The 24,397-nt window shown below is 41.9% G+C and carries 19 protein-coding genes; 11 read left to right on the top strand and 8 right to left on the bottom strand.

Annotation, left to right across the window (positions count from 1 at the left end):
• Positions 1–160: 160 nt before the first annotated feature.
• From EXT48_RS05075 to EXT48_RS05085, 3 genes are all read left to right on the top strand, one after another.
• Positions 161–1,339, top strand: coding sequence for a PLP-dependent aspartate aminotransferase family protein (locus EXT48_RS05075; protein WP_010606739.1), 1,179 nt, complete (start codon positions 161–163; stop codon positions 1,337–1,339).
• Positions 1,340–1,594: 255 nt separating this feature from the next.
• A complete protein-coding gene (phhA, locus tag EXT48_RS05080) occupies positions 1,595–2,392 on the top strand; it encodes a phenylalanine 4-monooxygenase (protein WP_045989993.1) in 798 nt (265 codons plus the stop codon).
• A 10-nt stretch (positions 2,393–2,402) separates the two neighbouring features.
• Positions 2,403–2,744 (top strand): 4a-hydroxytetrahydrobiopterin dehydratase, encoded by a 342-nt coding sequence (locus EXT48_RS05085; protein ID WP_017216111.1) that lies wholly within the window; start codon positions 2,403–2,405, stop codon positions 2,742–2,744.
• Positions 2,745–3,006: 262 nt separating this feature from the next.
• Here EXT48_RS05085 and EXT48_RS05090 read toward each other — a convergent pair whose 3' ends face one another.
• Positions 3,007–3,606 carry a Yip1 family protein gene (locus EXT48_RS05090; RefSeq protein ID WP_010606742.1) on the bottom strand — a complete coding sequence of 200 codons (600 nt, stop codon included), beginning with the start codon at positions 3,604–3,606 and terminating at the stop codon, positions 3,007–3,009.
• A gap of 209 nt (positions 3,607–3,815) precedes the next feature.
• Here EXT48_RS05090 and EXT48_RS05095 point away from each other — a divergent pair, with 209 nt between their 5' ends.
• Entirely contained in the window at positions 3,816–4,598 is a 783-nt protein-coding gene (locus tag EXT48_RS05095; RefSeq protein WP_130163767.1) for a tRNA-(ms[2]io[6]A)-hydroxylase, read from the top strand.
• Between the two features lie 9 nt (positions 4,599–4,607).
• Here EXT48_RS05095 and EXT48_RS05100 read toward each other — a convergent pair whose 3' ends face one another.
• Together EXT48_RS05100 and EXT48_RS05105 are read right to left on the bottom strand one after the other, a co-directional pair.
• A complete protein-coding gene (locus EXT48_RS05100) occupies positions 4,608–5,333 on the bottom strand; it encodes a UDP-2,3-diacylglucosamine diphosphatase (RefSeq protein ID WP_130163768.1) in 726 nt (241 codons plus the stop codon).
• Positions 5,334–5,391: 58 nt separating this feature from the next.
• A complete protein-coding gene (locus tag EXT48_RS05105) occupies positions 5,392–5,886 on the bottom strand; it encodes a peptidylprolyl isomerase (protein WP_010371206.1) in 495 nt (164 codons plus the stop codon).
• A 199-nt stretch (positions 5,887–6,085) separates the two neighbouring features.
• Here EXT48_RS05105 and cysS point away from each other — a divergent pair, with 199 nt between their 5' ends.
• The 6 genes from cysS (at position 6,086) to EXT48_RS05140 (ending at position 18,765) form a co-directional block, all read left to right on the top strand.
• Positions 6,086–7,465 (top strand): cysteine--tRNA ligase, encoded by a 1,380-nt coding sequence (gene cysS, locus EXT48_RS05110; RefSeq protein ID WP_130163769.1) that lies wholly within the window; start codon positions 6,086–6,088, stop codon positions 7,463–7,465.
• A gap of 965 nt (positions 7,466–8,430) precedes the next feature.
• Positions 8,431–10,509 (top strand): EAL domain-containing protein, encoded by a 2,079-nt coding sequence (locus EXT48_RS05120; RefSeq protein WP_130163770.1) that lies wholly within the window; start codon positions 8,431–8,433, stop codon positions 10,507–10,509.
• A complete protein-coding gene (locus EXT48_RS05125; RefSeq protein ID WP_130163771.1) occupies positions 10,493–14,662 on the top strand; it encodes a response regulator in 4,170 nt (1,389 codons plus the stop codon). Before EXT48_RS05120 ends, EXT48_RS05125 begins: the two co-directional genes overlap by 17 nt.
• Before the next feature lie 15 nt (positions 14,663–14,677).
• A complete protein-coding gene (locus tag EXT48_RS05130; RefSeq protein WP_130163772.1) occupies positions 14,678–15,481 on the top strand; it encodes a protein-glutamate O-methyltransferase CheR in 804 nt (267 codons plus the stop codon).
• Complete coding sequence (locus EXT48_RS05135) at positions 15,453–16,052, top strand: chemotaxis protein CheB (protein WP_130163773.1); 600 nt, start codon at positions 15,453–15,455, stop codon at positions 16,050–16,052. The genes EXT48_RS05130 and EXT48_RS05135 overlap by 29 nt, the downstream gene beginning before the upstream one ends.
• Complete coding sequence (locus EXT48_RS05140) at positions 16,042–18,765, top strand: response regulator (protein WP_130163774.1); 2,724 nt, start codon at positions 16,042–16,044, stop codon at positions 18,763–18,765. The genes EXT48_RS05135 and EXT48_RS05140 overlap by 11 nt, the downstream gene beginning before the upstream one ends.
• A 71-nt stretch (positions 18,766–18,836) precedes the next feature.
• On the opposite strand, the gene EXT48_RS05145 is transcribed toward EXT48_RS05140, so the two are convergent.
• On the bottom strand, positions 18,837–20,360 hold the full coding sequence (locus tag EXT48_RS05145; protein WP_130163775.1) for an amidase: 1,524 nt from the start codon (positions 20,358–20,360) through the stop codon (positions 18,837–18,839).
• 180 nt (positions 20,361–20,540) lie between these two features.
• Between EXT48_RS05145 and EXT48_RS05150 the strand changes: the two genes are divergently transcribed.
• Positions 20,541–21,437 (top strand): mechanosensitive ion channel family protein, encoded by an 897-nt coding sequence (locus tag EXT48_RS05150; RefSeq protein ID WP_130163776.1) that lies wholly within the window; start codon positions 20,541–20,543, stop codon positions 21,435–21,437.
• 42 nt (positions 21,438–21,479) lie between these two features.
• Here the strand turns inward: EXT48_RS05150 and EXT48_RS05155 are convergent, their stop codons facing one another.
• From EXT48_RS05155 to EXT48_RS05170, 4 genes are all read right to left on the bottom strand, one after another.
• Positions 21,480–22,301 carry a mechanosensitive ion channel family protein gene (locus EXT48_RS05155; RefSeq protein WP_130163777.1) on the bottom strand — a complete coding sequence of 274 codons (822 nt, stop codon included), beginning with the start codon at positions 22,299–22,301 and terminating at the stop codon, positions 21,480–21,482.
• A 17-nt stretch (positions 22,302–22,318) separates the two neighbouring features.
• Complete coding sequence (locus EXT48_RS05160) at positions 22,319–22,999, bottom strand: LrgB family protein (RefSeq protein ID WP_240703353.1); 681 nt, start codon at positions 22,997–22,999, stop codon at positions 22,319–22,321.
• 1 nt (position 23,000) lies between these two features.
• Positions 23,001–23,369 (bottom strand): CidA/LrgA family protein, encoded by a 369-nt coding sequence (locus tag EXT48_RS05165; RefSeq protein WP_010371242.1) that lies wholly within the window; start codon positions 23,367–23,369, stop codon positions 23,001–23,003.
• Between the two features lie 111 nt (positions 23,370–23,480).
• Positions 23,481–24,278: a crotonase/enoyl-CoA hydratase family protein gene (locus EXT48_RS05170; RefSeq protein ID WP_130163779.1), complete on the bottom strand. Its 798-nt coding sequence runs from the start codon at positions 24,276–24,278 to the stop codon at positions 23,481–23,483.
• Positions 24,279–24,397 lie beyond the last annotated feature (119 nt).

Below are 24,397 nucleotides of genomic sequence, written 5' to 3' on the forward strand. Positions count from 1 at the left end.
AAAACAGGCTAGTCACAACAAGTGAACTAGCCGTCTCCCCATCTGGCATGCTTGTCTATTTTTCTAAACTGCCCTACATATTGGTTATTACACAAAAACGACGCTAATCAATTCACTACCATGTTTATTTGGTTGGCAATAATAAAATCAGCAGGCAAGTATGAAAAAATTAAGAGATGACAGTCAGTGTATTCACGGACCCAATCATTTTGACGACCCACATGGGGCGTTAACCGCTCCTTTGTATCAAACTTCAACATTCCACTTTAAAGACGCAGCGCAAGGAGCCGCACGGTTCGCCGGTGAAGAGCCCGGCTATATCTATACTCGCTTAGGCAACCCCACGACGCGAGAGCTAGAAGAAAAAGTAGCCCGACTTGAGGGAATGGAAGATGCTGCGGCGACCGCCACTGGTATGGGGGCCGTGTCTGCATCGGTGCTGAGCTTTTTACAGCAAGGCGACCATATGATTGCATCAAGCGCATTGTATGGCTGTAGCTTCGCACTATTTGCGCATATGTTGCCTAAATTCGGTATTGAGGTGTCATTTGTTGACTTAACCGATGAGCAAGCGTTACGTGATGCGGTACAGGAAAATACAAAACTATTGTTTGCCGAAACGCCGATCAACCCCAACATGACGGTATTAGATCTGAAAATGTTAGGGGAGATCGCTAAACAGCACGAGCTCTTGTTTGTCGTTGACAATACCTTTATGACGCCGCTTTTACAAAAGCCTGTGAATTATGGTGCTGATCTTATTGTGCATAGTGCAACCAAGTACCTAAATGGTCATGGGGATGTGGTAGCAGGGCTCGTGTGCGGTTCAAAAGAGCACATAGAACTTATCAAATTAACCGTGTTAAAAGACATTGGCGCTACAATCAGTCCGCATGATGCTTGGTTAATCAATCGAGGGTTGAAAACCTTAGCTTTGCGTGTACAACGCCACTGTCAAAGCGCACAAACGGTAGCAGAGTTCCTAGAAGCGCACCCTAAAGTGAATAAAGTCTACTACCCTGGTTTACCTTCGCATCCTGGTTACCAATTTCTTGGTGAACAAATGAAAGGAGCTGGTGGGGTAATTGCTTTTGAAATCAACGGCTCGCTAGAGCAGGGTGAACAATTTATCAATGCGACTGAGCTGTGTACGTTAGCGGTAAGTCTAGGTGACCCAGAAACGCTCATTCAACATCCAGCATCAATGACACACTCCCCGTATACACAAGAGGAAAGGTTAGCTGCGGGAATTTCTGATGGACTAATTCGGATTTCAGTGGGGCTTGAAGACGTAGAAGACATTATTGACGATCTTAAGCAGGCGTTTGATAAAATATAGCTGTAAGTTAATTTTTACAAAGGGGCTGGGTTTAGCCCTTTTTTATTAAGTGTGTAATTTTAACTTTACAGGTGTGTATTTTATAGTTTACGAAAGTGCTTGTTGTGCGAAATGTGATAAACGTGCTCACTATTAAACTTTCCTTCACTTTTACTTAGTATCAAAGTCACAAGTTGAAGCGCTCCGAACCATCAACAGGACGGCAATTGAAATTGCAAGATCATAAACTCGGGGTGAAGTAAGTGAGAATGTAAAATGGCTAAAGCAAGTAAATATGTATCTAAGCAGCCAGATGAAAATGGCGTTATTGCTTGGACAGATGAAGAGAATCAAATTTGGTCGGAGTTAGTTGCACGTCAGCTAGCGTGTATCGAAGGCAAAGCCTGTGATGAATATTTGGCGGGCCTTGAGAAAATTAACTTACCAAAAGACCGCATTCCACAACTAAGTGAGTTAAACGAAGCACTGGCGAGAGAAACGGGTTGGCAGGTAGCACCAGTGCCGGCACTGATTGATTTTGACGAGTTCTTTCGATTACTTGCCAACAAACAGTTTCCTGTAGCGACCTTTATTCGCTCAAGAGAAGAATTTGATTACTTGCAAGAACCAGATATCTTCCATGAGATTTTTGGCCATTGTGCAATGCTAACGAATCCAGCATTCGCCGAGTTTACACACAAGTATGGTCAGCTAGGCTATGCCGCTGAGAAGAAAGATCGCGTATACCTTGCACGCTTATACTGGTTTACCGTCGAATTCGGTTTGATGCAAACCGAGCAAGGTCTACGTATCTATGGTGGCGGTGTGCTATCAAGCCCAGGTGAGACTCAATATGTTTACTCCGACAAACCAGAAATTAATCCGCTTAAAGTGTTAGATGTGTTACGTACACCTTATCGCATCGACATTATGCAACCTGTTTACTATACAATTAACTCAATCAACGACTTATTTGAGATCTCTAAAATGGATATCATGTCGCTGGTTGAACAAGCAAAAGAGCTAGGGTTATTTGAACCTAAGTTTCCGCCAAAAGAAAAACTAGCAAGTTAAGGAATTATCAATGTCTGATTTAAGTGCACAAAAATGTGAAGCGTGTCGTGCGGATGCGCCTAAAGTATCAGATGAAGAACTAGCGGTTCTAATCAAACAGATCCCTGATTGGGTACCTGAAGTACGCGATGGTATTATGCAGCTTGAGCGTGTTTACAAGTTTAAAAACTTTAAACAAGCAATTGCGTTCACAAACAAGGTGGGTGATATGGCTGAAGAAGAAGGCCATCACCCAGGTCTACTTACCGAATGGGGTAAAGTGACGGTAACGTGGTGGAGCCACTCTATTAAAGGTCTTCATAAAAACGATTTTATCTGTGCCGCTAAAACCGACGAAGTATTCGCACAGTAGGTCGACATTTATGTCGACAAATATCGACAAATATCGACAAAAATCGGTAAGTATCGACAAATATTGGTAAGGTAAATATCGATAAATATCGACAACCCCATGTTATGTTTCGACCTACAAAATAAAAACGGCGCTAAACAAGCGCCGTTTTTATTCATCATTTAGGATAAAAGCCAAGAAAAGATTTGTCTTTTCATTTTCCAACCAAATACAACTAGCGTTAGCAGAAATAGATTAATCTATTTCTTATCTCGCCCTTAGGTTACGTAAACGTAGGGCTAATTATGCCATTAGTCCACAAGATAGCGGTTGCAGCAAGAATGATGACTAACAGCACTAGGCCACAAGTCACAACCGAGCTGGCATAAATAAACCCACGCTCTTCAGGAATATGCATAAGAATAGGCACGCCCGTATAAAGCAGGTAAACGGAGTACGCCAGTGCAACCATCCCAACCGATACGACAAACCAAAGCTCAGGATAAAATGCCGCAAAAGCCGACATAAACATTGGTGTTGCCGTGTAAGCTGATAACTCTAGAGTCTGTGTATAGGTAGGTGTTGAGCCAAAAGTGATGGCCATCCAGTGGGCGAGATACGCCAGAATAAAGACGCCTGCAATCAATGCGCAGTACATTGCAACACCAATTAATATTGCTGACTCATGAGTTAAATAGACAGCATCCCCAGTACCAACACTCCAGCCTAAGTAGACCGAAGAATAATACCCCATAATGCTTGGGATCAGCGCAACAAGTGCAATATGTGACAAACTGTAAAACATGCTTTCGTGACGGTTATCAATTGTTTGCCACTCTTCGTGCGGGTGAGCATATAAGCCCCATAGATGATTAAAGATCATAGTTAGCCCCTCAAATATAGGTTTGTACTATTTTTGTACAATTCAATTAAGTTATGAGAGATGAGTTAATTTTTGTCAAGAAAATGTAGTTGAATAGCAATATTACTATTTTCAGAATGATCTAAAACTTCTTGGGGAATAGCCTTGTGGTGCACCTTGCAGCGAGAAGTTATGATAAAATGGCGCAAACACATTAGTCTTTTGTTGTTATGTTAGAAAAGTACACAGATTTACTTGCGCCTATTAACCAATTTTTAGGCTGTGAAACCCCGCAAGCTTGGATTGAAAAAGCAAAACAAAGCGAGCACTTACCATTGTTGCTTATCGATCATATGCATTGTGAGTTAAAAGCGGCACAAAGTGCGGCCTTCTTAATTCGCAAATATGCAATAGATGATGCGTCTGCAAAAACATTGTTAAGTTGGTTGCAACCCTACGAAGATTTTATTTATCGCAGTGTTGGTGATGGCGAGTTTTCAGGCAGTAAAAATGAATTGATCGGTGAGCTAACTGCACGACCTGAATATGCTTACAATCAAGATATTTTGAGTAAGATGGTGAGGCTTATCAAAGAAGAGCTACATCACTTTGAACAGGTGCTAGAAATCATAAGGGCACGTGATATTCCTGTTGAGTACGTACAAGCATCTCGCTATGCGTCTGGAATGATCAAACACATTCGCACTTATGAACCCGCAGCCCTGGTTGATAAACTGATCATTGGTGCTTACATTGAGGCTCGTTCATGTGAACGTTTCGCTAAACTTGCACCACACTTAGATCAAGAAATTGCTAAGTTTTATGTGTCGCTATTGCGCTCAGAAGCCAGACATTACCAAGACTATATTGATTTAGCGCATCAAGTGGCCAACGCAACCGATCCTAAGCGCTGTGACGTAGCTGGGCGCATTCAACTATTTCAGCAAGTGGAAAACGAACTTATCAGCTCACAGGACCTTGATTTCAAGTTCCACTCAGGTGCGCCTATTTAAGCACTAAATTTATTCAAAAGGGTGGCAAAGGAGCTGCTGTTTGCCACTGTCATCAACGACGATATATGAGCTTTGTGAATACCAATCGCCAAGCACAGTGCGTACCTTACCGCCTTGGTATGTGTGCACCTTTGGTCTGTGGGTGTGGCCGTGGATCATATTGTCTACGCCATGTTTTGCGAACATGTCTGCCACTGCTTCTTCGGTGACATCTAGAATCTCGAGGGGCTTGCCTTTTTGGTTTTCAATACTCTTACGTCTTGCATTTGCAGCGACTCTGCGACGATACCAAAGTGGCATAGCAAGCATCAGTCTTGGCCACCACCAACCGCGGCTCTTCTTACGAAACTTTTGATAGGCTTCGTCTTGTGTACACATCTCGTCGCCGTGCAAAATCACCGTTGGTGTGCCGTATAGATCTATCACCGCTTGTTCAGGTAGCAAAGTCATTCGGCATTCGTCAGCAAAGGCTTGTTTGATTAAAAAATCACGGTTACCGTGAATAAAAAAGACTTGAATGCCAAGGTGACTCAAGCTTCGCAGTTTTTGTGCAATACTCAGGGCGTAGGGGTCTTTTTCATCGTCTCCAATCCACACTTCAAAAAAATCACCCAGAATATATAAAGCGTCGACATCGGCGGTCATATGATGGTCGAGAAAAGCGAAAAAAGCGGCGGTGATATCAGTGCGGTGCTCGGTTAAATGCAAGTCGGCGATAAAATAGGTTTTACCCATGGGACCTCAAAACTAATAAGGCCAGCATAAATACTGGCCTTGAATAAAAAGTAGGATATTACTCAGCAACGTATGCTTTTTCGATGATCACATCTTCAAGCGGTACGTCTTGGTGGAAACCAGAAGAACCAGTCGCAACACCTTTAATCTTATTTACTACATCCATGCCCTCAACAACTTCACCGAATACACAGTAACCCCAACCTTGCGATGTTTCGCTAGAGAAGTTAAGGAAGTCATTGTCGTTAACATTGATAAAAAATTGTGCAGTTGCAGAGTGTGGATCTGGCGTACGTGCCATTGCTAGGGTACCCACTTTGTTTGCAACACCGTTGTTTGCTTCGTTTTTGATCGGTGCTTCAACTGGCTTTTGTTCCATACCCGATGCGAATCCGCCACCTTGAACCATAAAGCCGTCGATTACACGGTGGAAAATAGTACCGTTATAAAACTCGCTGTTTACGTAGTTTAGGAAGTTAGCTACCGTTTCAGGCGCTTTGTCAGCGAAAAGATTAATACGGATTTCGCCGTGATTTGTTTCTAAAACAACCATGTTAGTGTCCATCGTGTTGAATGATAAAACCCTATTTTATATCAACTGGGCTTTTGTGAAAAAGCATTCCTTAAAAATCAGCGTAAAAAATCAAAAAATTGCCGTAATTCGTTATTAAAATCTAGAGGCGCTGCTATGCAGGTGGTATGATTAAAAGCACTTTTGTTAAAAAATGAACCGTACTTAGGAAGAAAACTACATGTTGCAGATTTTCAACACACTCACTCGCCAAAAAGCCCCTTTTAAACCGCTCAAAGAAGGCAAGGTTGATATGTACGTGTGTGGTATCACTATCTATGATTTCTGTCATGTAGGACACGCACGCACTTACGTTTCATTTGACGTAATGAACCGTTATTTACGTTATTTAGGTTATGACGTCACGTATGTGCGTAATATTACTGACGTGGATGACAAAATCATTAAACGCGCCGCGGAAAACAAAGAGTCGATTAATGACCTAACCGTTCGCATGACCAAAGCCATGCATGAAGACTTTACTGCGTTGAATATGCTGCCTGCGGATATTGAGCCGACGGTAACAGGGCATATGGACGAAATCATCGAGATGATCGTGCGCTTGATTGAAAAAGGCCATGCTTACGTTGCGAAGGACGGGGATGTATTGTTTGATGTTTCAACGTTTGAGCAATATGGTCAGTTATCTCAACAAGATTTAGAAATGCTACAAGCGGGTGCGCGCGTTGAAGTAGCGCAAGACAAAGATGATCCACTCGACTTTGTATTGTGGAAAAAAGCCAAAGCGGGTGAGCCTGCGTGGCAATCTCCGTGGGGTGAAGGTCGTCCAGGTTGGCACATTGAATGTAGTGCAATGAGTTCAAAGCATTTGGGCGAATTTTTTGATATTCACGGTGGGGGTTCAGATCTGCAATTCCCGCATCATGAAAACGAGATCGCTCAATCTTGCTGCGCAAATAACGGCCGTTATGTGAACACCTGGATCCACACCGGCATGGTACAAGTTAACAAAGAGAAAATGTCTAAGTCTCTTGGCAATTTCTTTACCGTACGTGAAGTGCTAAAAGCCTTTGATAGAGAAACAGTACGCTATTTCTTGATCAATGGTCATTATCGTAGCCAGCTAAACTACTCACAAGAAAACCTTGAACAAGCACGTTCGTCGCTTGAGCGTATTTACACTGCGCTACGTGGCGTTGAGCTAGTGGAAGTCGAACTGAAAGGTAATGCTTACGCTGAACGTTTTGAGACAGCAATGAACGACGACTTCAACACGCCAGAAGCACTGCCAGTGATTTTTGAATTATCAAAAGAAGTGAATCGCTTAAAAGATAGTGACGCAAAAGCTGCTGGTGAGCACGCGTTTATTCTTGTGAAACTCGCGGAAGTCTTAGGTATTGCGCAGCAAGACCCCGAATCTTTCTTACAGGGCGAACAAGACGACGACGAAGTAGCGCAAATCGAAGCATTGATTGAAAAGCGCCGCAGCGCTCGTGAAAATAAAGATTGGGCTGCAGCGGATGAAGCGCGTGATGCGCTAACTGCTTTAGGCGTTGTGTTAGAAGATAGCGCGGGCAAAACAACTTGGCGTAAAGCTTAATTAACCGTAGTTTAGGCTAATGAATAGCCGCTCTAGCTGTCTTGGTGACACAGGGCGCTGGAGTAGGGTTATTAAAAAATTGCGAGATAAGTAGCCTCTAGTATTATGCTGATCTATGTAATCAAATAGGCTGATGTCATTCGAACTATTCTCTTGGGCCTGTTCATCTTTTCTGTTCGATTTTTGTTCTCCTGAGTGTGTATTGATCGCGACACTCGACTTACCGCCTAGTAATCTAGGCAAAAGTTGAGCAACAATGAACAAAGCGGACTCAGGTGAACCCAAAAGACTGCGCTAAATTGGCATTTTTCTGTGTTACCCCACAAGGATGTGGGGTAAGGTAACTTTGTGCTCCTACAAAGTCTTTGTCGCCTGACTCACATGGAATAGCTATGCTACGCAGGCTCTGTCTTGTAAAATACCAATCAAACTGCTGCAAAAACAAACTTGCAGGATAAACAGGCCCTATCACAGCCTTTAACTAAAACTCACTTCTAATATTTTCACAAAGTATTTTATCTTTTTCCTCTACATTCGAGGCGGAGATATTAGCACCCTCGTACAAAGATACTATGTACTTAACTATCGTTAGATAGTTCATATCTATATTGGAAAGAGGACAACCAACTCTTTCATCAGCAGTTAAAGCTTGCGGACTTAGTTGGTTAAATATTTATCAACATACACTTTTTAGACTAATCTCTAATAATAGTATTGGGGATCTCAATATGCTCATCTTTGAAGTTAGAATCGCGGGAAGTTAGATAACTAACCCTAGGATTGGGTAAGGAATGAGTTAACTCATTGTTTTTAAATGTATATTAAATTATTTCCTTATCTAACCAAGGAGTTTTTGAGATGGCAAGGCGAGTTTACGCACCAATAGCTGGCTATTGGAAGTGAATTTAACGCAAGTCTAATGTTGATCACTCTGAGCATTACGAATTAAGGATGTTAGAAGGATTATGCCAGATTACAAAAAAGTGAGCATTTTAGTTATTGATGATGACCTCGTAAGCCGAGAGTTAATTGTCGAATGCTTAAAAATATATGAATTTGAGCAGATTGTCGCTGGAGACAGTGTTGCTATGGCGTATGACTGTCTGGCAAAAAATCGTTTTGATATTGTTCTGATGGATATTGGTCTACCCGATGGGTCAGGGGTCGAAGTACTTACTTCTATACGAGCAAAACACTCTGCTATTTCACTACCTGTTGTCATGATTAGCGGTGATGATGAGACTAACAATGTTGTGAAATGTTTAGAATTAGGAGCTAACGACTTTGTAGCTAAACCTATAAACATTCAGGTACTAATGGCTCGTATTGGTACCATTTTGACTATTAAGAGACTAAAGCAGGATGTTGATGTTGCAAATGAACGCTTCGCGCTTGCAGCAAAAGGAGCACATGATGCTCTGTGGGACTGGTTTATTACCACAGATGAGATTTACCTTTCCGCTAGATGGAAGCAGATATTAGGGCTAGAAGAGGGCGAAGTAGAGCCAGACTTTTCCACATTTGTAACGCGCTTACATGACGATGACATGCTTGGTTTTAAACGAGCCTTGCGTGCACATTTGTCTGGAGTGACAGACTACTTTGAATATGAATGTCGAATGCAAAATAAAAGTGGCGCATTTAGGTGGTTGTTGATGCGCGGTTCCGCTTTACGTTTTGATAATGGTAAGCCCTACCGGATGGCCGGTTCAATAAGTGATATTACTGAACGCAAAGTACTGGATCCACTGACTCAAACTCTAAATACTTCGGCTTTTCTCGATAAGCTTGATATGTACATTCAAGCGAGGAAAAGTAAGCAGCTTACTAGCTTTGCTGTGGTGCTGATTTCTATCGATCGCTATAAATTGATCAGTGACAGTTATGGTCACCACTTTTGCGATCACATGGCCGTTGAAGTTACAAATAGAGTTACGAGTGTACTACAGCCTCAAAGCACTTTAGCCAGAGTAGCAAACGATAAACTAGCGTTTGTTATAGAAAACCCTGCTCCTATAAACGAGGTGTTGCTATGGCTGAATGAGGAAGTATTGGAAACGATGATGGTGCCTTTATTAGCAGGTGAAAAAAAGCTTCATATTAGCTTTTCTGCGTCGTTAGTTTTTGATACGCATGTATATCGATACTCACATGATATTTTGCGTGATGCTGAAATTGCATTAGCGGGTCTAATTCAACAAGATGGTGATAGAGTCCGAGTCTTCAAACCTACGCAACAGGTATCTTTAAAAGACAGAGTAGAGCTAGAGGAAGCGATTCATCATGCCATCGAGCACGATGAATTTGAGCTCTATTATCAACCTAAAATTGATGCCTATGGAACAATTCAAGGAGCAGAAGCTCTAGTAAGGTGGAGAAATCAAAATAACCAATTTATTTCGCCCGCTGATTTTATTCCGATCGCTGAGCAGTCAGGCCTAATCATTGGTCTAGGTAAGTTACTTTTTCGGCAATTATGTTGTTTCTTGGCTAAATGTAATGACGCCGGCTTAACGATCCAAATTGCATTTAATCTCTCTGGGAAACAGTTTTTGGACCCGCGATTATGTGACTTTATGTTTAGTACTATGGATGAATGGAATATTTCGTCGCAGCACATTGAGTTAGAAATAACCGAATCAACAATACTACATGATGTTGAAAGTGCTGTGCTCATTTTAAAAGAGTTTCAAGACCGAGGTATTACCATCTCAATAGATGACTTTGGCACCGGCTATTCTTCACTGGCGTATTTAAAAAGGCTACCTATAGAAAAGCTGAAGATCGACAAATCCTTCGTCGATGATTTACCACACAGTAAAGACGATGTGGCAATCGCTACCGCCATCATCAATATGGCACATGCGTTGAATTTGAAGGTGGTTGCAGAAGGGGTCGAGAATAGCGATCAATTTACTTTTTTGACTCAGCTTGGTGTTGAGATGTATCAGGGCTTTTTGTTTTATAAGCCAATGCCTGAGGCTACATTCCTATCTGTATTGGATGAACAAAGCAAAGGGAACATCAATGAAGCTGGCACATAAACTTACCGTTACATTTTCTTCAATTTTATTGATAGTGGTATTTTCTTCGGTTTTTATCTATCAAAAAACGGTAGATGTAAAAACGATGCGAGAGTACCTTTCTGATCATGTGCTACCAATGGTCAGATCGTTAGGTGTAATAGAAACTGAATTACAAACTTCTCTCGCGTTGCTACGTGGTTATATGCTGTTGGGGAATATAGAGACTGAAAGCAAGTATTTTATCGCAAAAAGAGCTAAGTCTTGGCGGATTATTGATAGGCAAACGGCACGTTTATCTGAAATGAAGTTAAGTGGTCGTATAGCTATTTCACTCGACGAATTGAACGCACAGCTGAAGCAGTTTAGGGAGATCCAATACGAAATCGAGAATATCGCTTGGAGTCGTGAAAATACGCTCTCGAAAGACTTATTTACAAATAGTTTTAAACCCTCTTCTCAAAGCTTACAAGAAAGTCTGTCAACGTTAATTAACACGAATAAAGTGCCGCAACAGGCTTCTATTCAACTCGCTAACCTTCGCTATATTACGACGTTAATTGAAACTCAACTTGGCTATTATCTCTCTGGTGACTTTGATGGTGGCGAGTCAGAGCTTTACAGCAAGCTGAGTGAGTTTAGCAGTGTTATTGACAGTATAGATACTAGCTATCAATCAACGATAAGCAGTTCCGCATCGTGGTTGAATATTCTACGCCTCAAAGATATATATGTGGATAGTGCAAAAAACATAGTGGCGGAAAGAAATAAAAAAAACTGGAACAAAGCGCAATTTATTTTAACGAATCGTGCAATCCCTTTAGTAAATGATATTAATCTAACGGTCGATGAACTCGAACAGATGATGTCTATTCAAGAAGAAGAGCATGTGACAGCTTTATTTGATGCTGAAAATGCCATCCTCAATATTATTTGGGTAACCACCTTGGTTGCAATACTTCTATCTCTTTTTGTTGCACTGGGGTTCTCACGTTTTCTCACCCGCTCTATTGGTGCAATTCAACATAAATCAGAAGAGCTTGCTCAGGGGTTCCTTGATGGTGAACGACTTACTCTATCAAGCAATGACGAATTACATGAATTGTCCACAGCCGTAAATACAGTATCTGATAATCTCAAAGCGATTTTAGCTAAAGCACAACTGATGGCTCAAGGAGAGCTGGATGTGGAGTTTTCGCAAAGAAGCGAGCGAGATTTAATCGCTCAAACGTTGTCGGATATGCGTTTGAGTTTTAAGCAAGTTGAGCAGCAGGCAAACCAGATAGCCAAGCATAATTATAATATTGATATACAGCAGCGAGGACCCAAAGATCGACTCTCATCGGCGTTGCGTGACATGCTTGAGTCATTGCAACGGAGCGAGATGGAGAATAGGGCCCAGAGCTGGATTAAAAATGGCCTAAATCAGCTAAATGTTGAGCTGCGTAGCATCGATAAAACAGCTCTGTTGGCTGAAGCTTCAATACATTATCTTGCGAGATATACAAAAGCATGTGTTGGCGGCATATATCTCGTTGAACAGGATAAGTGCCAGTTGCAAGCTAGCTATGCTTTTGACAATAGGAAGCAGTCGACACATACATTTGAGGTTGGCGAAGGGTTAGTTGGGCAAGTCATGAAAGAAAAGACAATAGTGACCTTTAGCCCTGTACCTGAAGGCTATATTGAGGTCAGTTCTGGCTTAGGTAAAGCTCAGCCAACGGAAATCATTTTTTTGCCATTGTTAATTGAAGAAGATCTAAAAGGTATTATTGAGATTGCATATAGCGAAAAGCAAGATGAGGTCATTCAAGAGTTTCTCGCTCAATCGAGTGAGTCTATTGCTGTTATGCTGAATATTTTGCAAGCGCGGCAAAAGGTGGATGAGCTACTCGAAAAAACGCAAAAGCAGAGCTGTTTATTGGAAGAGCAAACGCAAACACTTCAATCGACCCAAGCGGACTTAGAACGAAAGCAAGATAAATTAGAGCAAAGTAATGTTGATTTAGAGCAGAAAACCGTTGAATTAGAACAGAAAAAGGAAGAGTTAGAGCAGCGAAATCTCAAACTTAACACCTTGAAAGCTGAGCTCGAAGCAAGGGCCGATGAGCTTCAACTTGCGAGCAAATATAAAAGCGAGTTTCTAGCGAATATGTCGCATGAGTTACGTACACCACTTAACAGTTTGTTGTTATTGGCAAAAGGGCTTATGAACAATGAGAGTGGGCAGCTAACAGACGAAGATGTCGAATCTGCAACCATTATTCACCAAAGCGGTAATGACTTACTCAGTTTGATCAATGAAATCTTAGATTTATCAAAAATAGAAGCTGGTAAGTTGGAGATCATTAAAGAGGAATTTTCAGTTAACTTACTGCTTGAAAACATGAAAAGAATGTTTACTCCAGTGGCAAATGGGAAAAATATTCACTTCGAAATTAATGATCATTGCCAAGGAGCGCTTATCAACTCTGATAGAAAGCGTGTAGAGCAAGTTTTGAAAAACTTGTTGAGTAATGCAATTAAGTTTACTAGTGAAGGAAAAGTCACTCTTAGTACCGAGCAAATAACCTTGGAGGATATGGGCGATGCGCTTGAGTTTACAGTAAGAGATACTGGTATAGGGATTAGCACGTCTAAATTGTCATTAATATTTGAGGCTTTTCAGCAAGAAGATGGCTCTACTAGTCGAAAGTTTGGTGGTACTGGTCTGGGGCTGACAATTTCAAGACAGTTGACTGAGTTGCTAGGGGGACTGATATCTGTTGAAAGTGAAGTTGGTAAAGGTAGTACTTTCAAGCTGATATTACCATTTAATGGGAGCGCCAGTAATGTTGATATGCGTTCGTCAAAGCAAACGCATTCATCTGTGTCAGATAATCTAGAAAATATCTCCCGTAAGATAAGCGAGGAATCGACTTCAATGCTAGCTGGTAAGCAAGCTGGTTCTGTCTTAGAGAGTAATGAAGGAATGACTAAAACAGAGCAATCTGTTGAAGCGCCCTCTAAAGCAGAGAAAGTAATACTCGTAATAGAGGATAATGTTCAGTTAGCGAAAATAATTGCACAGATGGTAGCTAAACAAGGCTTTAACTCAGCTCTAGCACACAGTGCGGCGGATGGCTTCAAGTTGGCTGTGTCTATGTTACCTGATGGTATTTTACTGGATGTTGGTCTGCCAGACGAAGATGGCGTTCGTCTGCTAGAAAGGTTAAAGCGTCACCCCGAAACGATGAGAATACCGGTTGAAATCATCACTGGGCTTGAAATAAATGTTGAAAATGTGCTTCAGCTTGGTGCTTTAGGGATAACGAATAAACCATTGAAAGACGACGATATTGAGCGGCTTGCTAATCAGATCTCTGTTGAAAATCAACAGCATGTTATGCAGCTTTTAATGATTGCGTCATTGGTTGAACTGAAACGGTTACAAACGGTGTTTGAACAGCAAAACGTCGCACTTGAATCTTGTCATGATATTACCACTGCTTGTAAGCTATTCAAGGAGATTAAGCCCCATCTAATTTTAATCGACGTAACCAGTATTCGGTCTGAGCAACTGATGAAATTGTTCGATGCCATATTAGAATACGATATCCCACCGAAAGTTTTGTTATACAACGCGCAATCGCCTGAAGTCCTGAGCCAACAACTCAAGGCGTATCAGGGACATTTTGTGGTATCTGAAGATGCACAAGAAGCCCATTTAATTCAATTAACAACATTATTTATGCATCGCTTAGAATCTGAGTTGCCAGAGATGCAAAGGGAGCTGCTGTATCAATATCAACATAATACTAATAGCTTAAAGGGTAAAAAAGTGTTGCTAGTTGATGACGATATGCGCAATACCTTTGCTTTAGCTAAGGTGTTAAACAAAGAGGGAATTGAAGTAAGCAAGGCATGTAATGGCGCAGAAGCGCTAGAGTTAATGACAGAGCAAGAGTTTGACTTGGTGATGATGGACATCATGATGCCCGTGATGGATGGTTATGAAGCTATTGCAAAGATGCGGGAAAACGATAAATGGCAAACAGTACCTATAATAGCCGTTACTGCAAAAGCGATGGCAACTGAGCGAGTTAAATGTATTGATGTGGGTGCGAATGACTTTATCTCAAAACCTGTTGATAGCAAACGCTTAATGTCAGTGTTACATGTTTGGTTGCAATAGAGAGTAAATAGCGTAATGCAAAGTGATGCGTTTTCAATAGATCTTGTAGTACGAGCATTGGAATACAAGAATGGTTATGCACTTGTACGTTACTCTGATGACTTTTTACAACAGCGAATTATTAAAGCTGGAAACGAGTTAGGCGTGTCGCATATCACAGAGTTGATTCCAAAAATCTTATCTGGTGAAAAGGAGTGTAGTGATGTGCTCGCCGAAGTAACGATCAACGTTACTAGCATGTTTCGGGCACCGCATGTATTCAAATATCTTCGGGCTTTACTCTCTCAAAACTGGGATAGCAATAAACAATATAAGATTGCGCATATTGGTTGTTCAACAGGTGAAGAGGTTCTTAGTGCAAATATTATGTTGCTTGAACTGGGTATGTTGGGGAAAACACGTAGCTTTGCCTATGACATAAGTCCGAGGGCGATTAGTGTCGCAAAGAAGTCGATATACAAAATTTCAGATTTTAAAGAATTTACGTGCAATTATTTTAGCGCTGGTGGAAAACAGGAATTTCGCAATTACTTTGAGTATCAATCTGGTGTGGTTCATTTTAATCCCGCCCTAACAGAACATACTATTTTTTCTGTTTGTGATGTGACGAAAGCCTTACCTGAGGGCGAGTTTGATTTAGTATTTTGCCGTAACATGCTTATTTATTACACTCAACACGCGCAGGATGAAGTGCTGTTAACAATCTCAAAAGCGATGAAAAAAGACGCATATTTGGTTGTCGGAGAGTCGGAGTCGTTACTTAATTCACGGCAATTTAAGGAGTTATCGAGTGGAAATTCGGTGTACAAACGAAATTGAGGATGTATGTCAAGTCATTGGTATCGGTGGCTCAGCCGGTGCGACGTCTGATTTTATTTCTATATGTCGCTTACTCAATGGAGAAATAATACCGCCGCTGGTTTTAGTACTACACTCTAGTGAAATAGGTGGGCTAGCGCTGCAGCAGACGTTATCTAACTTGATCCGTTACCCTGTCTCTATTGCAATAGATGGTGCGCCCTTAGAAAAGAACCACATATACATCGCCCCCTCACGCCTACATATCAGCATTTCAACGGATCACTGTATTCGATTAGGTGTTGGTGAACTTATCCATGGCTGTTGCCCTGCCATTGACAATCTGTTTTTAAGTATTGCCAATGTTTACCAACATCGAGCAATTGGGATTTTACTCTCTGGTGCCAATGAAGATGGTGTACAGGGTATGTTAGGGCTGAGTCAGGTCAACGCCTTAACAACTATACTTGCACCTGAACTTTGTGAGTTCCCGCAGATGGTAAGTGCGGCAAAAAGTACGACAAAAATTGATCTTGAACTTAGCCACTATTCGATAGCACAACTTATTGCAGGAGCAAGTCATGGATACTAATTTACCAAAAATACTTCTCGTTGATGATCGCAAAGAAAACATTATTGTGCTGCAAAAGTTATTGAAAAATGTGGCAGCAGAACGTATTGAAGCGGCTAGCGGTAATGAAGCATTGAAAAAGTTAGTAAAGCACCCTGATATCTTCTTAGTCTTGTTAGATGTAAACATGCCAGATATGTCTGGATTCGAAGTGGCCAGCTTAATGAGGGATGACCCAGCCTTAGTTGCCACACCGATCATCTTCATCACAGCAGGTGAGCAATCAAGAGAAGACCTAATTGAGGCATATCAACTAGGTGCAGTCGATTTCATTCACAAACCACTTAACGAAGATATTCTACTTGCTAAGGTGAATGTGTTTGTTGAGCTAAAGCGAAAGGAGATTGAGTTACAACACACAATGGCTCAATCAGAATATTGGCGCTGCTTCAATGAAACAGTATTGAATTCAGTGCCTAGCGCTATTTTTATTTCCAATGGTTTACCGGATTTGAAAGCGGTTAATAAGCCTGCTTTGGACTGTAGTCTAAAAAATGAGTTGAGCGACTATTTAGCTAGCCAAGATACATTAGTCAGTAAATTAAAAGAAAAGAACAAGAATAGACTCGTTAAAACCTTATGGTGCCCTCAAGAAGGGACATCACTGCGTACTTTTACTATCACTTTAGAGCAGTTTCAACACACTGAACAACAACAAATTTTAGTGGTGCTAGACGATATCACCGAAGAAGAGCGCGCGCGCCGCGCTGCTGAGGAAGCGGATCAGGCTAAGTCTACATTTCTTGCGAATATTAGCCATGAGATACGAACACCACTGAATGGTATTTTAGGTATGACGAGCCTACTTGCAAGAGAGTCCCTTTCCAAAAAGCAAACTGACTTTTTGCAAACGATCCACAATAGTGGTGAGCATTTGCTGTCTTTGATTAACGATGTTTTGGACTTTTCAAAAATTGAGTCAGGGAAGATGGAATTTGAGAATATTTCTTTTGATTTGAATGGACTAGTTGAAAATTGTGTCATGTTATATGCAAATAAAGCCCAAGAAAAAGGCCTTGAAATTGTCTATAACATTGAAGCTAATGCGCAAGTTACATGTATTGCTGACAAAACTCGCATTACTCAAATTCTCTGTAACTTGATTAGCAATGGAATTAAGTTTACCAAAGAGGGATATGTAAAAATACATGTCTCTAAAACAGGTGTTGAGCTACCTCATACCGTGCTCAGATTTTCGGTAAAAGATACTGGAATTGGTATTCCTAAAAGTGGCGAGCATAAATTGTTTGATGTGTTCACCCAAGTTGAAAGTGCCACCACAAGAAAATATGGAGGGACAGGGCTGGGGCTGGCAATTTGCAAGAGTATCGTAGAAGCTTTAGGAGGAGAAATTGGATGGAACAGCCGCCAAGGCAAGGGGTCAGAGTTCTTTTTCACTCTACCCGTTAGAGTTAACCCAACAACAAGCAGTCCTTATACTCAAGGTGAACTCCCTGCTTTAAGAGGGAAAACCGTTGTAGCGGTAGATGATTTGTCAGTAAACCTTGAAGTGATTAAGCACAATCTGGAATTATGGGGAATGAAAGTTTCTACCTTTCAGGACCCTCGAGATATAGAAGCGATAGTGTCAGATGCGCAATCAGCAGACTTGGTGATTCTTGATTACCAAATGCCGGAAGTAAATGGTATTGAGCTTGCTGCGCAATTAAAAGAAAAGCTGATATATGGGCCACCAATGATGCTATTTTCGTCATCAACAACGCTACCTAATAACGCGCGAAACCTTTTTGAGCATATAGCATATAAGCCTTTTAGGTTATCGGCATTTTATGATGCCTTGATGAGCACATTGTTTGCAGGTTATCGCCATGAATCCAATAGTGAAAGCACCCAAGCGATTGAGCAGTTACCTTATTTAGCAGAAAATTATCCACTAAAGATCCTCGTAGCAGAAGACAATCTCGTTAATATTGAGCTTATGAAGCACTATCTTGGAGCATGTGGCTACAAAGCGGACTTTGCTGAAAATGGACAAATTGCTTTAGATAAGCTTTGCGAGAAGCAATATGATCTCATATTAATGGATATGAGAATGCCGGTACTTGATGGATTGCAAACTACGCGCGAAGTGTTCCGTATTTATGGCGATCAAGCTCCCCAAATAGTGGCTCTGACAGCCAATGCAACCGTTGCAGATAAAAAGCAATGCTTAGCTGCAGGTATGGTTGATTTCTTGACTAAACCGGTTGTAGAAGCTGATTTGGTCTCTTGTTTGCAGGAATGCTCGAAAAAACTACGGTCTGAACAAGTTAGCACACCATCAATTGAGAGTAGTGAGAGTGAAGCAACACCTAAGGTGACTAGAGAACCAGACTCTGAGTTATTGGACATTGATAGACTAAACTCTTTACCTTTAGCACTTCTGTGTAACTTATCTAAAAGTTTTGAGCGTAGCATTGATGAAGAAATTTCTAATTTAAGGTCTTGCTTCACCTCTGGTGATGTCGGTGAGTTGGCTAAGCTTTTTCACAAAGTTAAGGGAGCTGCGATGAACCTTGGGTGCTCAAAGCTTGGTCAGCTTAGTTCTAAATTACAAAGAGAGTGTGAAAGCAACAAACAGCTACCAACTCCTGATGTAATCACTGATTTTGAGGCCTTATGTACAACTAGTTTAATTGAGCTGAAATGTTACCTTGAATACAAAGGAGCATAAAAACGCGGTATTGCCGCCATTTTTAACAGAAAGCCTCCTGTAGTGGTGTGGAGGCTTTTTATTTGCGCTGGCTAAGGCGTTAATGTTGTCTTAAACTCAGGCGCTTTACGTGCATTAGTCAACTGCTCGAAAGCATAGGCAAGCTTGATTAATTTCGCTTCGCTATAAGCCTCAGCGAAGAAAGAAATACCCAGCGGTAGCTCATGATGAAAACCCATCGGTACGGTAATGCTTGGATATCCTGCAATCGCGGCAGGAGATGACGAGGAGGCGGAGAAATTATCACCGTTAATGATATCGATACTCCAAGCTGGGGTATTCGTTGGTGCGATAAATGCGTCAAGGCGATGTTCTTGTATTATTTTATCAATGCCTTGTTGGCGGGCAAATTTTTTAACCAAAGCTTGGGCCTCTTGATATCGGTGCTCAGTGATATCGCCTTTCTTTGCTGCTTCCTCTATCAAATATTGATCAAAGTACTTAATGGTGGAAGGGTGTTGCTGGTTGAATTGGATGAGCTGGTTTAAGTTCTTTACTTTTACCTGCTCTGGTGTCGTGGCAAGATAAGCATTGAGATCATGCTTGAAGTCATAGAGCAAAATATCCAATTCGGCGGAGCCTAAAGCTTCCAGCTCAGGTAAGTCTAACCCTTCAATTATTTCTGCGCCATTTGCTTTCATGGTCGCAACGGCTTTTGCAAATACCGCTTGAACTGCAGGTGGAAATTGACCTACATGACTGGTGATAGCAATTCGTTTGCCTTTGAAACTGGCAGTATTTAAGCTTTGGGTAAAGTCAATCGGCTGTTTTGCATCGATAACGATAGCATTGAGTAACAAAGCGGCACCCATCACCGATTTTGCCATAGGGCCAGCGCTATCTTGGCTATGACTGATAGGAACAATGCCTTCACCAGAAACCAAACCGACAGTCGGTTTAATACCTACAACACCATTATGTGCTGAAGGACAAACAATAGAACCGTCAGTTTCCGTGCCAATAGCGAGCAGTGCAAGACCTGCGGAGACGGCAACAGCAGAGCCTGAACTTGAGCCACATGGTGTTCTGTCTAACACATACGGGTTTTTGGTTTGACCCCCAAGCGTGCTGTAGCCGCTCGAGCTGAAACTTGATTTAAAGTTTGCCCATTCACTTAAATTGGCTTTGCCAAGGATGATAGCGCCGGCTTGTTCTAACTGGATGATCAGTGGTGCTGCTTGGGTTTTGACGTTGTGTTGCAGTGCGAGCGCACCTGCAGTTGTTGCCATTGGCGCTCTGGTGTCGATATTATCTTTAACAATAACTGGCAGGCCATGAAGTGGCCCTCGGTATTTTCCCGCGCGTAGTTCGGCATCAAGCTTTTTAGCGTCTTGTAAAGCGTTGGGATTGAGCGTGATCACTGCATTGAGCATAGGGCCACTGTCGTCAAGTTGTGAAATCCTTTTTAAATAAAACTCAGTGAGTTGCGTTGCCGATAAAGTTCGATTTTGTATTTTGGTTTGTGCTTCGAGCGTGGTAAGGTCCGCAAGCGATTGACTATAAGCTGGCAACGCAAGCGCGAGACAAGTGGTTAAAGCGAGTAGGGATTTTTTCATGACGTATTTTACCAATCCGCAGTAGTATTATTGTTATTTATTTGTCCTTTATTTAGTCACGAGCCCTGTAAAAGGTCAAGCGAGTAGCTTGAACAAAGCATGATTTAGGCGTCTTTAAAACTTGTATTTTTGCTGCTAGCCACACACACTTAACTTCACGAGATAACAAAAAATATAACCATGATAAAAGCACCAATAGATATAGAAGTAGATATTCCGTGGCTTGACCAAAAGCTATTTTCATTAGGTAAATTTTCATTAGAGGTGGGAGAGGCACTCTCATTTATCGCGGTGATCGTTGCAACTTTGGTGATCTCTAAGATCCTGCGACTAGCATTTAACCGTCTCGCGTCAAGACAAGGGGTGATCCAGCATACTTCAGCCTATGTGATAGGCAGGATCATTCACTACATCGTATTATTTATTGGTCTTATTATTGCGCTGACAGCCTTAGGAATAGAGATCACTGAGTTGGCGCTTGTTGCCAGTGCACTCGGCGTTGGGATTGGCTTGGGCCTACAAGGTCTAGTGAATAACTTTGTCTCAGGTCTAGTGTTACTGCTAGAGAAAACCGTCAAAGTTGGGGACTTTGTTGAGCTGACCAATGGGGTGGTTGGGGAGGTGATAGCCATTCACATGCGCTCAACTTGGATCCGTACAAATGACAACGTCGACCTGCTTATTCCTAACTCGGAAATGGTGTCAAATACAATTACCAATTGGACAATGTCGGATAAATATCGTCGTTTCCGTATTCCTTTTTCGGTGGCCTACGGCAGCGACAAAGAGAAGGTGAAGCGTGCCGCATTGGAAGCGGCCAAAAATGTCCAATATACCTTGAATACGCCGGGGCGAGAAGCAACGGTATGGATGACAGGGTTTGGTGATAGTAGCTTGAATTTCACGCTTGGAGTTTGGGTGCAACCTGAGCAGGTAAAGCGACCAACAGCGCTGGTTTCTGATTACCTCTGGGCTATCGATGATGCCTTTCGGAAATATCAAATTGAGATCCCGTTTCCACAGCGCGATCTTCATTTTCGCAGTGGCTTTTCTATGAAAAAGCCTGATGAAAACTGAGGGTAGAATAACGGCTAGGGTGCTAGCCGTTATTGAGTTTACTCACTGAATGATTTTAACCACTCGTTGCGGGAATGGAATTTCGATTTCCGCATTTTTAATTGCGGCAAACACCGCTTTATTCACTTCTAATTTAGTTTCGATAAGTGAAGTCGTAGGCACCCAGTAGCGGTAGCTCAATATCACGGCACTGTCGGCAAATTCCTCGATCCCCACCTGCGGCTTAGGGTCTTGACTGACCTTAGCATTATCAGCGAGTACCTGATTGATAAGTGTTAATGCATTTTGATAATCAGCATCATAAGCTATCCCTATTTCACCTTTAACCAAAGAGTTTGCAAACGAGTTATGGAGAATTTCTCCCACTACATGTTTATTTGGGATTGTGATCTCTACTTTGTCTTCGTTGATGAGCGTAGTATGTCCAAGCTCAATCATTTTAACTTGGCCGTTAACGCCTTTGATGCTGATGGTATCGCCAATCACAAATGGGCGGGTAGCAATGATGGCAAGCCCTGCGCCATAATTTGCTAGCATACCTTGCAGTGCAAGACCTGCACCTAAAGACGCGGCACCGATGGCGGCAACAAATGGTGTAATACTGATGCCAACCTTGCCAAGAGAAATAATCACAAACATGGCAATGATAAGCACTTTGATCACATTGCCAATAAAGTTGGTTAAAGCAGGATCGATATTGTGTTTTAGCATCAAGTTTTCAGTCGCTTTAGACAGCTTTCTTGATAACCACAAACCGAGAAGGAAGATGAATATCGCAGCGAGCAATTGGAAACTGTACGTCACCAGATACTCTCGAATAATGTTGTAATAGTGTTCTATTTGCTCGATTTCTTGATTGATCACAGTCGTATCCCGAGTTATTAAATTAGATTAGCCAACCAATGATAAAACAAAGGCACCCAAAGTGCAGTTATCATGGCGGTAATTGTCATCGCCGCTGAAGCAAAAGCGCCAGCCATGGGGTGATGCTCAATCGCTGCGGCTGTGCCTATCGCATGGCAAGCAACACCAAGCGCGGTGCCTTTCGCTTGCATATGGTCAACTTTACACCAGTGCAAGATATGTAGCCCAAACACGCCACCAAATACACCAATTAGTATCACCATAATCGCTGCAATAGCGGGGATCCCCCCGAGATAATCACTAATGAGTAGAGTGATTGGTGTTGTAACCGACAGGGCAGCCATTGAAGCTGAGAGCTGTGGATCGGCTGCGAAAAACTGGCAAATAAGAAAAGCGCTTAACGTAGACAGTGAAACACCCAACCAACTGGTTAAGCACAATGCAAAAAATACCGGTTTAATTTGGTGAAATTGTTTATACAAAGGGTAAGCGAGTGCAACGACCGCTGGCTCTAACAAGTAATGAATTGGTAGCGTTGCTTGTTGATATACCTTGTAGTCGAACTTAGTGAATAGTAGAAATGCCGAAATGGCCAAAATGCAGATCAGCACAGGGTTCAATATCGGTAAGGAGATACGCTGATATAGTTTGCGTGCACTAAAAAATAACAGCACAGTGAGCGCTGACGCCATAATCATATTAATCACGAAACTTGATGCTCTTAACGATAGGGCTTAACAATACAAGACTTATTGTTGGAACACCAACTAGCAATAACAGCAGCATAAGCCAGTGGGATTGAAACAAACTGAGATGCTCTACCAAGCCCACTCCCGCTGGAATAAAAAACAGCGCCATGTATTTTAAGATGGGCTCTGCTGCGGGGGCTAACCATTCTACTTTAATGATTTTTGTGGCAAGAAGTATGACAAGAAACACCATGCCAAGTAGGGCGGCTGGGATCTGTAAAGCACTAAGCTGAATTATCCATTTAGCGCTGAAGAGACACGCCAAAATGATGGCAAAGCCTAGTGCAAATCGTAATATCAACTTCGCTCTGTGTACCATTAAATGTAAATCCTCAGCACTGCAATGGCGCTAACATGTATGATGCCTAATTGTACGCTCTCGTATTGCGATGACTATTATACTTTGGGCAAACAAGCATTCAACCTAGCGTTACCACTTCATGCGAGGCAAAAATGGCTTTTTATTCTCATCTGCTACAGAGGCATTCTTCATCGCAATTTTGGTATTTTTAGCTGCGAGCAATTTGATTTGTGACCACGTTTCTAACCATAGCAGTTTACGGGCGGGCTGGTTGTAGGCTCGATTATACACTTTCTTAATTGCTGCAATGGCATCTGGCGAGCGTGCGCTAAATTGAGTCAGTAATTCTGAGAGTCTAGCGTCAACATCATCACAGAGCTCGGTAATGAGACCGTCCTCTAGTGCTTGCTGGGCATCTATTCGCTGTGCATGGACTGTCATCAGCAGTGCCTTATCCTTGTTCATTGTGGCAGGCAAAAGTAAGCTACCACCCATGTCAGGGCAAAGTCCCCACTTGGCTTCCATAATGGCAAACTGCGAACTGTTGTCGGCTAAACGAATGTCAGCACCTAATGCAATATGACAGCCTCCGCCTAAACAATTGCCTGTGATCTTGGCGATGACAGGAACTGGCAAAGTTTGCCAGCCGAGTACGACTCTTTGTACCAAGTTAGCATTGCCAGGTAACCATTTTTTCAGTAGCTTGATGATCCCAGAAGGTTTATTCAGCACGCTTTTTACATCTAGACCAGCACAAAAATGTGCGCCTTCACCTTGGAGAACGACAGCCCTAATTGATTTGCTTTTTCTAATTTTCTTTATCGCATTATCTAAACCAACAAACATGTCAACAGACAGCGCGTTTTGTTTTTCTGGTCGAGATAAGGTCACAAATGCGATGTTGTTCGCTTCGGAAAATGAAATCATGATGAGATGCTCCCTGCGGGTTTTATGCGATAGTTTTAGAGTAATAACTCAAAAGCGACGTAACATTCAACTTTTACCGATAATTTGTTCGTCATTTAGCGTTATTTTCTGTTTGATTA

This window comes from Pseudoalteromonas sp. CO348 (genome assembly GCF_004208845.1).
GTDB classification, from domain to species: Bacteria; Pseudomonadota; Gammaproteobacteria; order Enterobacterales; family Alteromonadaceae; genus Pseudoalteromonas; species Pseudoalteromonas maricaloris.

Excerpts from the sequence above, each read along its gene's own strand:
- EXT48_RS05075 (WP_010606739.1), top strand. The coding sequence starts at position 161 with ATGAAAAAATTAAGAGATGACAGTCAGTGTATTCACGGACCCAATCAT.
- phhA (WP_045989993.1), top strand. The coding sequence starts at position 1,595 with ATGGCTAAAGCAAGTAAATATGTATCTAAGCAGCCAGATGAAAATGGC.
- EXT48_RS05085 (WP_017216111.1), top strand. The coding sequence starts at position 2,403 with ATGTCTGATTTAAGTGCACAAAAATGTGAAGCGTGTCGTGCGGATGCG.
- EXT48_RS05090 (WP_010606742.1), bottom strand. The coding sequence starts at position 3,606 with ATGATCTTTAATCATCTATGGGGCTTATATGCTCACCCGCACGAAGAG.
- EXT48_RS05095 (WP_130163767.1), top strand. The coding sequence starts at position 3,816 with ATGTTAGAAAAGTACACAGATTTACTTGCGCCTATTAACCAATTTTTA.
- EXT48_RS05100 (WP_130163768.1), bottom strand. The coding sequence starts at position 5,333 with ATGGGTAAAACCTATTTTATCGCCGACTTGCATTTAACCGAGCACCGC.
- EXT48_RS05105 (WP_010371206.1), bottom strand. The coding sequence starts at position 5,886 with ATGGTTGTTTTAGAAACAAATCACGGCGAAATCCGTATTAATCTTTTC.
- cysS (WP_130163769.1), top strand. The coding sequence starts at position 6,086 with ATGTTGCAGATTTTCAACACACTCACTCGCCAAAAAGCCCCTTTTAAA.
- EXT48_RS05120 (WP_130163770.1), top strand. The coding sequence starts at position 8,431 with ATGCCAGATTACAAAAAAGTGAGCATTTTAGTTATTGATGATGACCTC.
- EXT48_RS05125 (WP_130163771.1), top strand. The coding sequence starts at position 10,493 with ATGAAGCTGGCACATAAACTTACCGTTACATTTTCTTCAATTTTATTG.
- EXT48_RS05130 (WP_130163772.1), top strand. The coding sequence starts at position 14,678 with ATGCAAAGTGATGCGTTTTCAATAGATCTTGTAGTACGAGCATTGGAA.
- EXT48_RS05140 (WP_130163774.1), top strand. The coding sequence starts at position 16,042 with ATGGATACTAATTTACCAAAAATACTTCTCGTTGATGATCGCAAAGAA.
- EXT48_RS05145 (WP_130163775.1), bottom strand. The coding sequence starts at position 20,360 with ATGAAAAAATCCCTACTCGCTTTAACCACTTGTCTCGCGCTTGCGTTG.
- EXT48_RS05150 (WP_130163776.1), top strand. The coding sequence starts at position 20,541 with ATGATAAAAGCACCAATAGATATAGAAGTAGATATTCCGTGGCTTGAC.
- EXT48_RS05160 (WP_240703353.1), bottom strand. The coding sequence starts at position 22,999 with ATGATTATGGCGTCAGCGCTCACTGTGCTGTTATTTTTTAGTGCACGC.
- EXT48_RS05165 (WP_010371242.1), bottom strand. The coding sequence starts at position 23,369 with ATGGTACACAGAGCGAAGTTGATATTACGATTTGCACTAGGCTTTGCC.
- EXT48_RS05170 (WP_130163779.1), bottom strand. The coding sequence starts at position 24,278 with ATGATTTCATTTTCCGAAGCGAACAACATCGCATTTGTGACCTTATCT.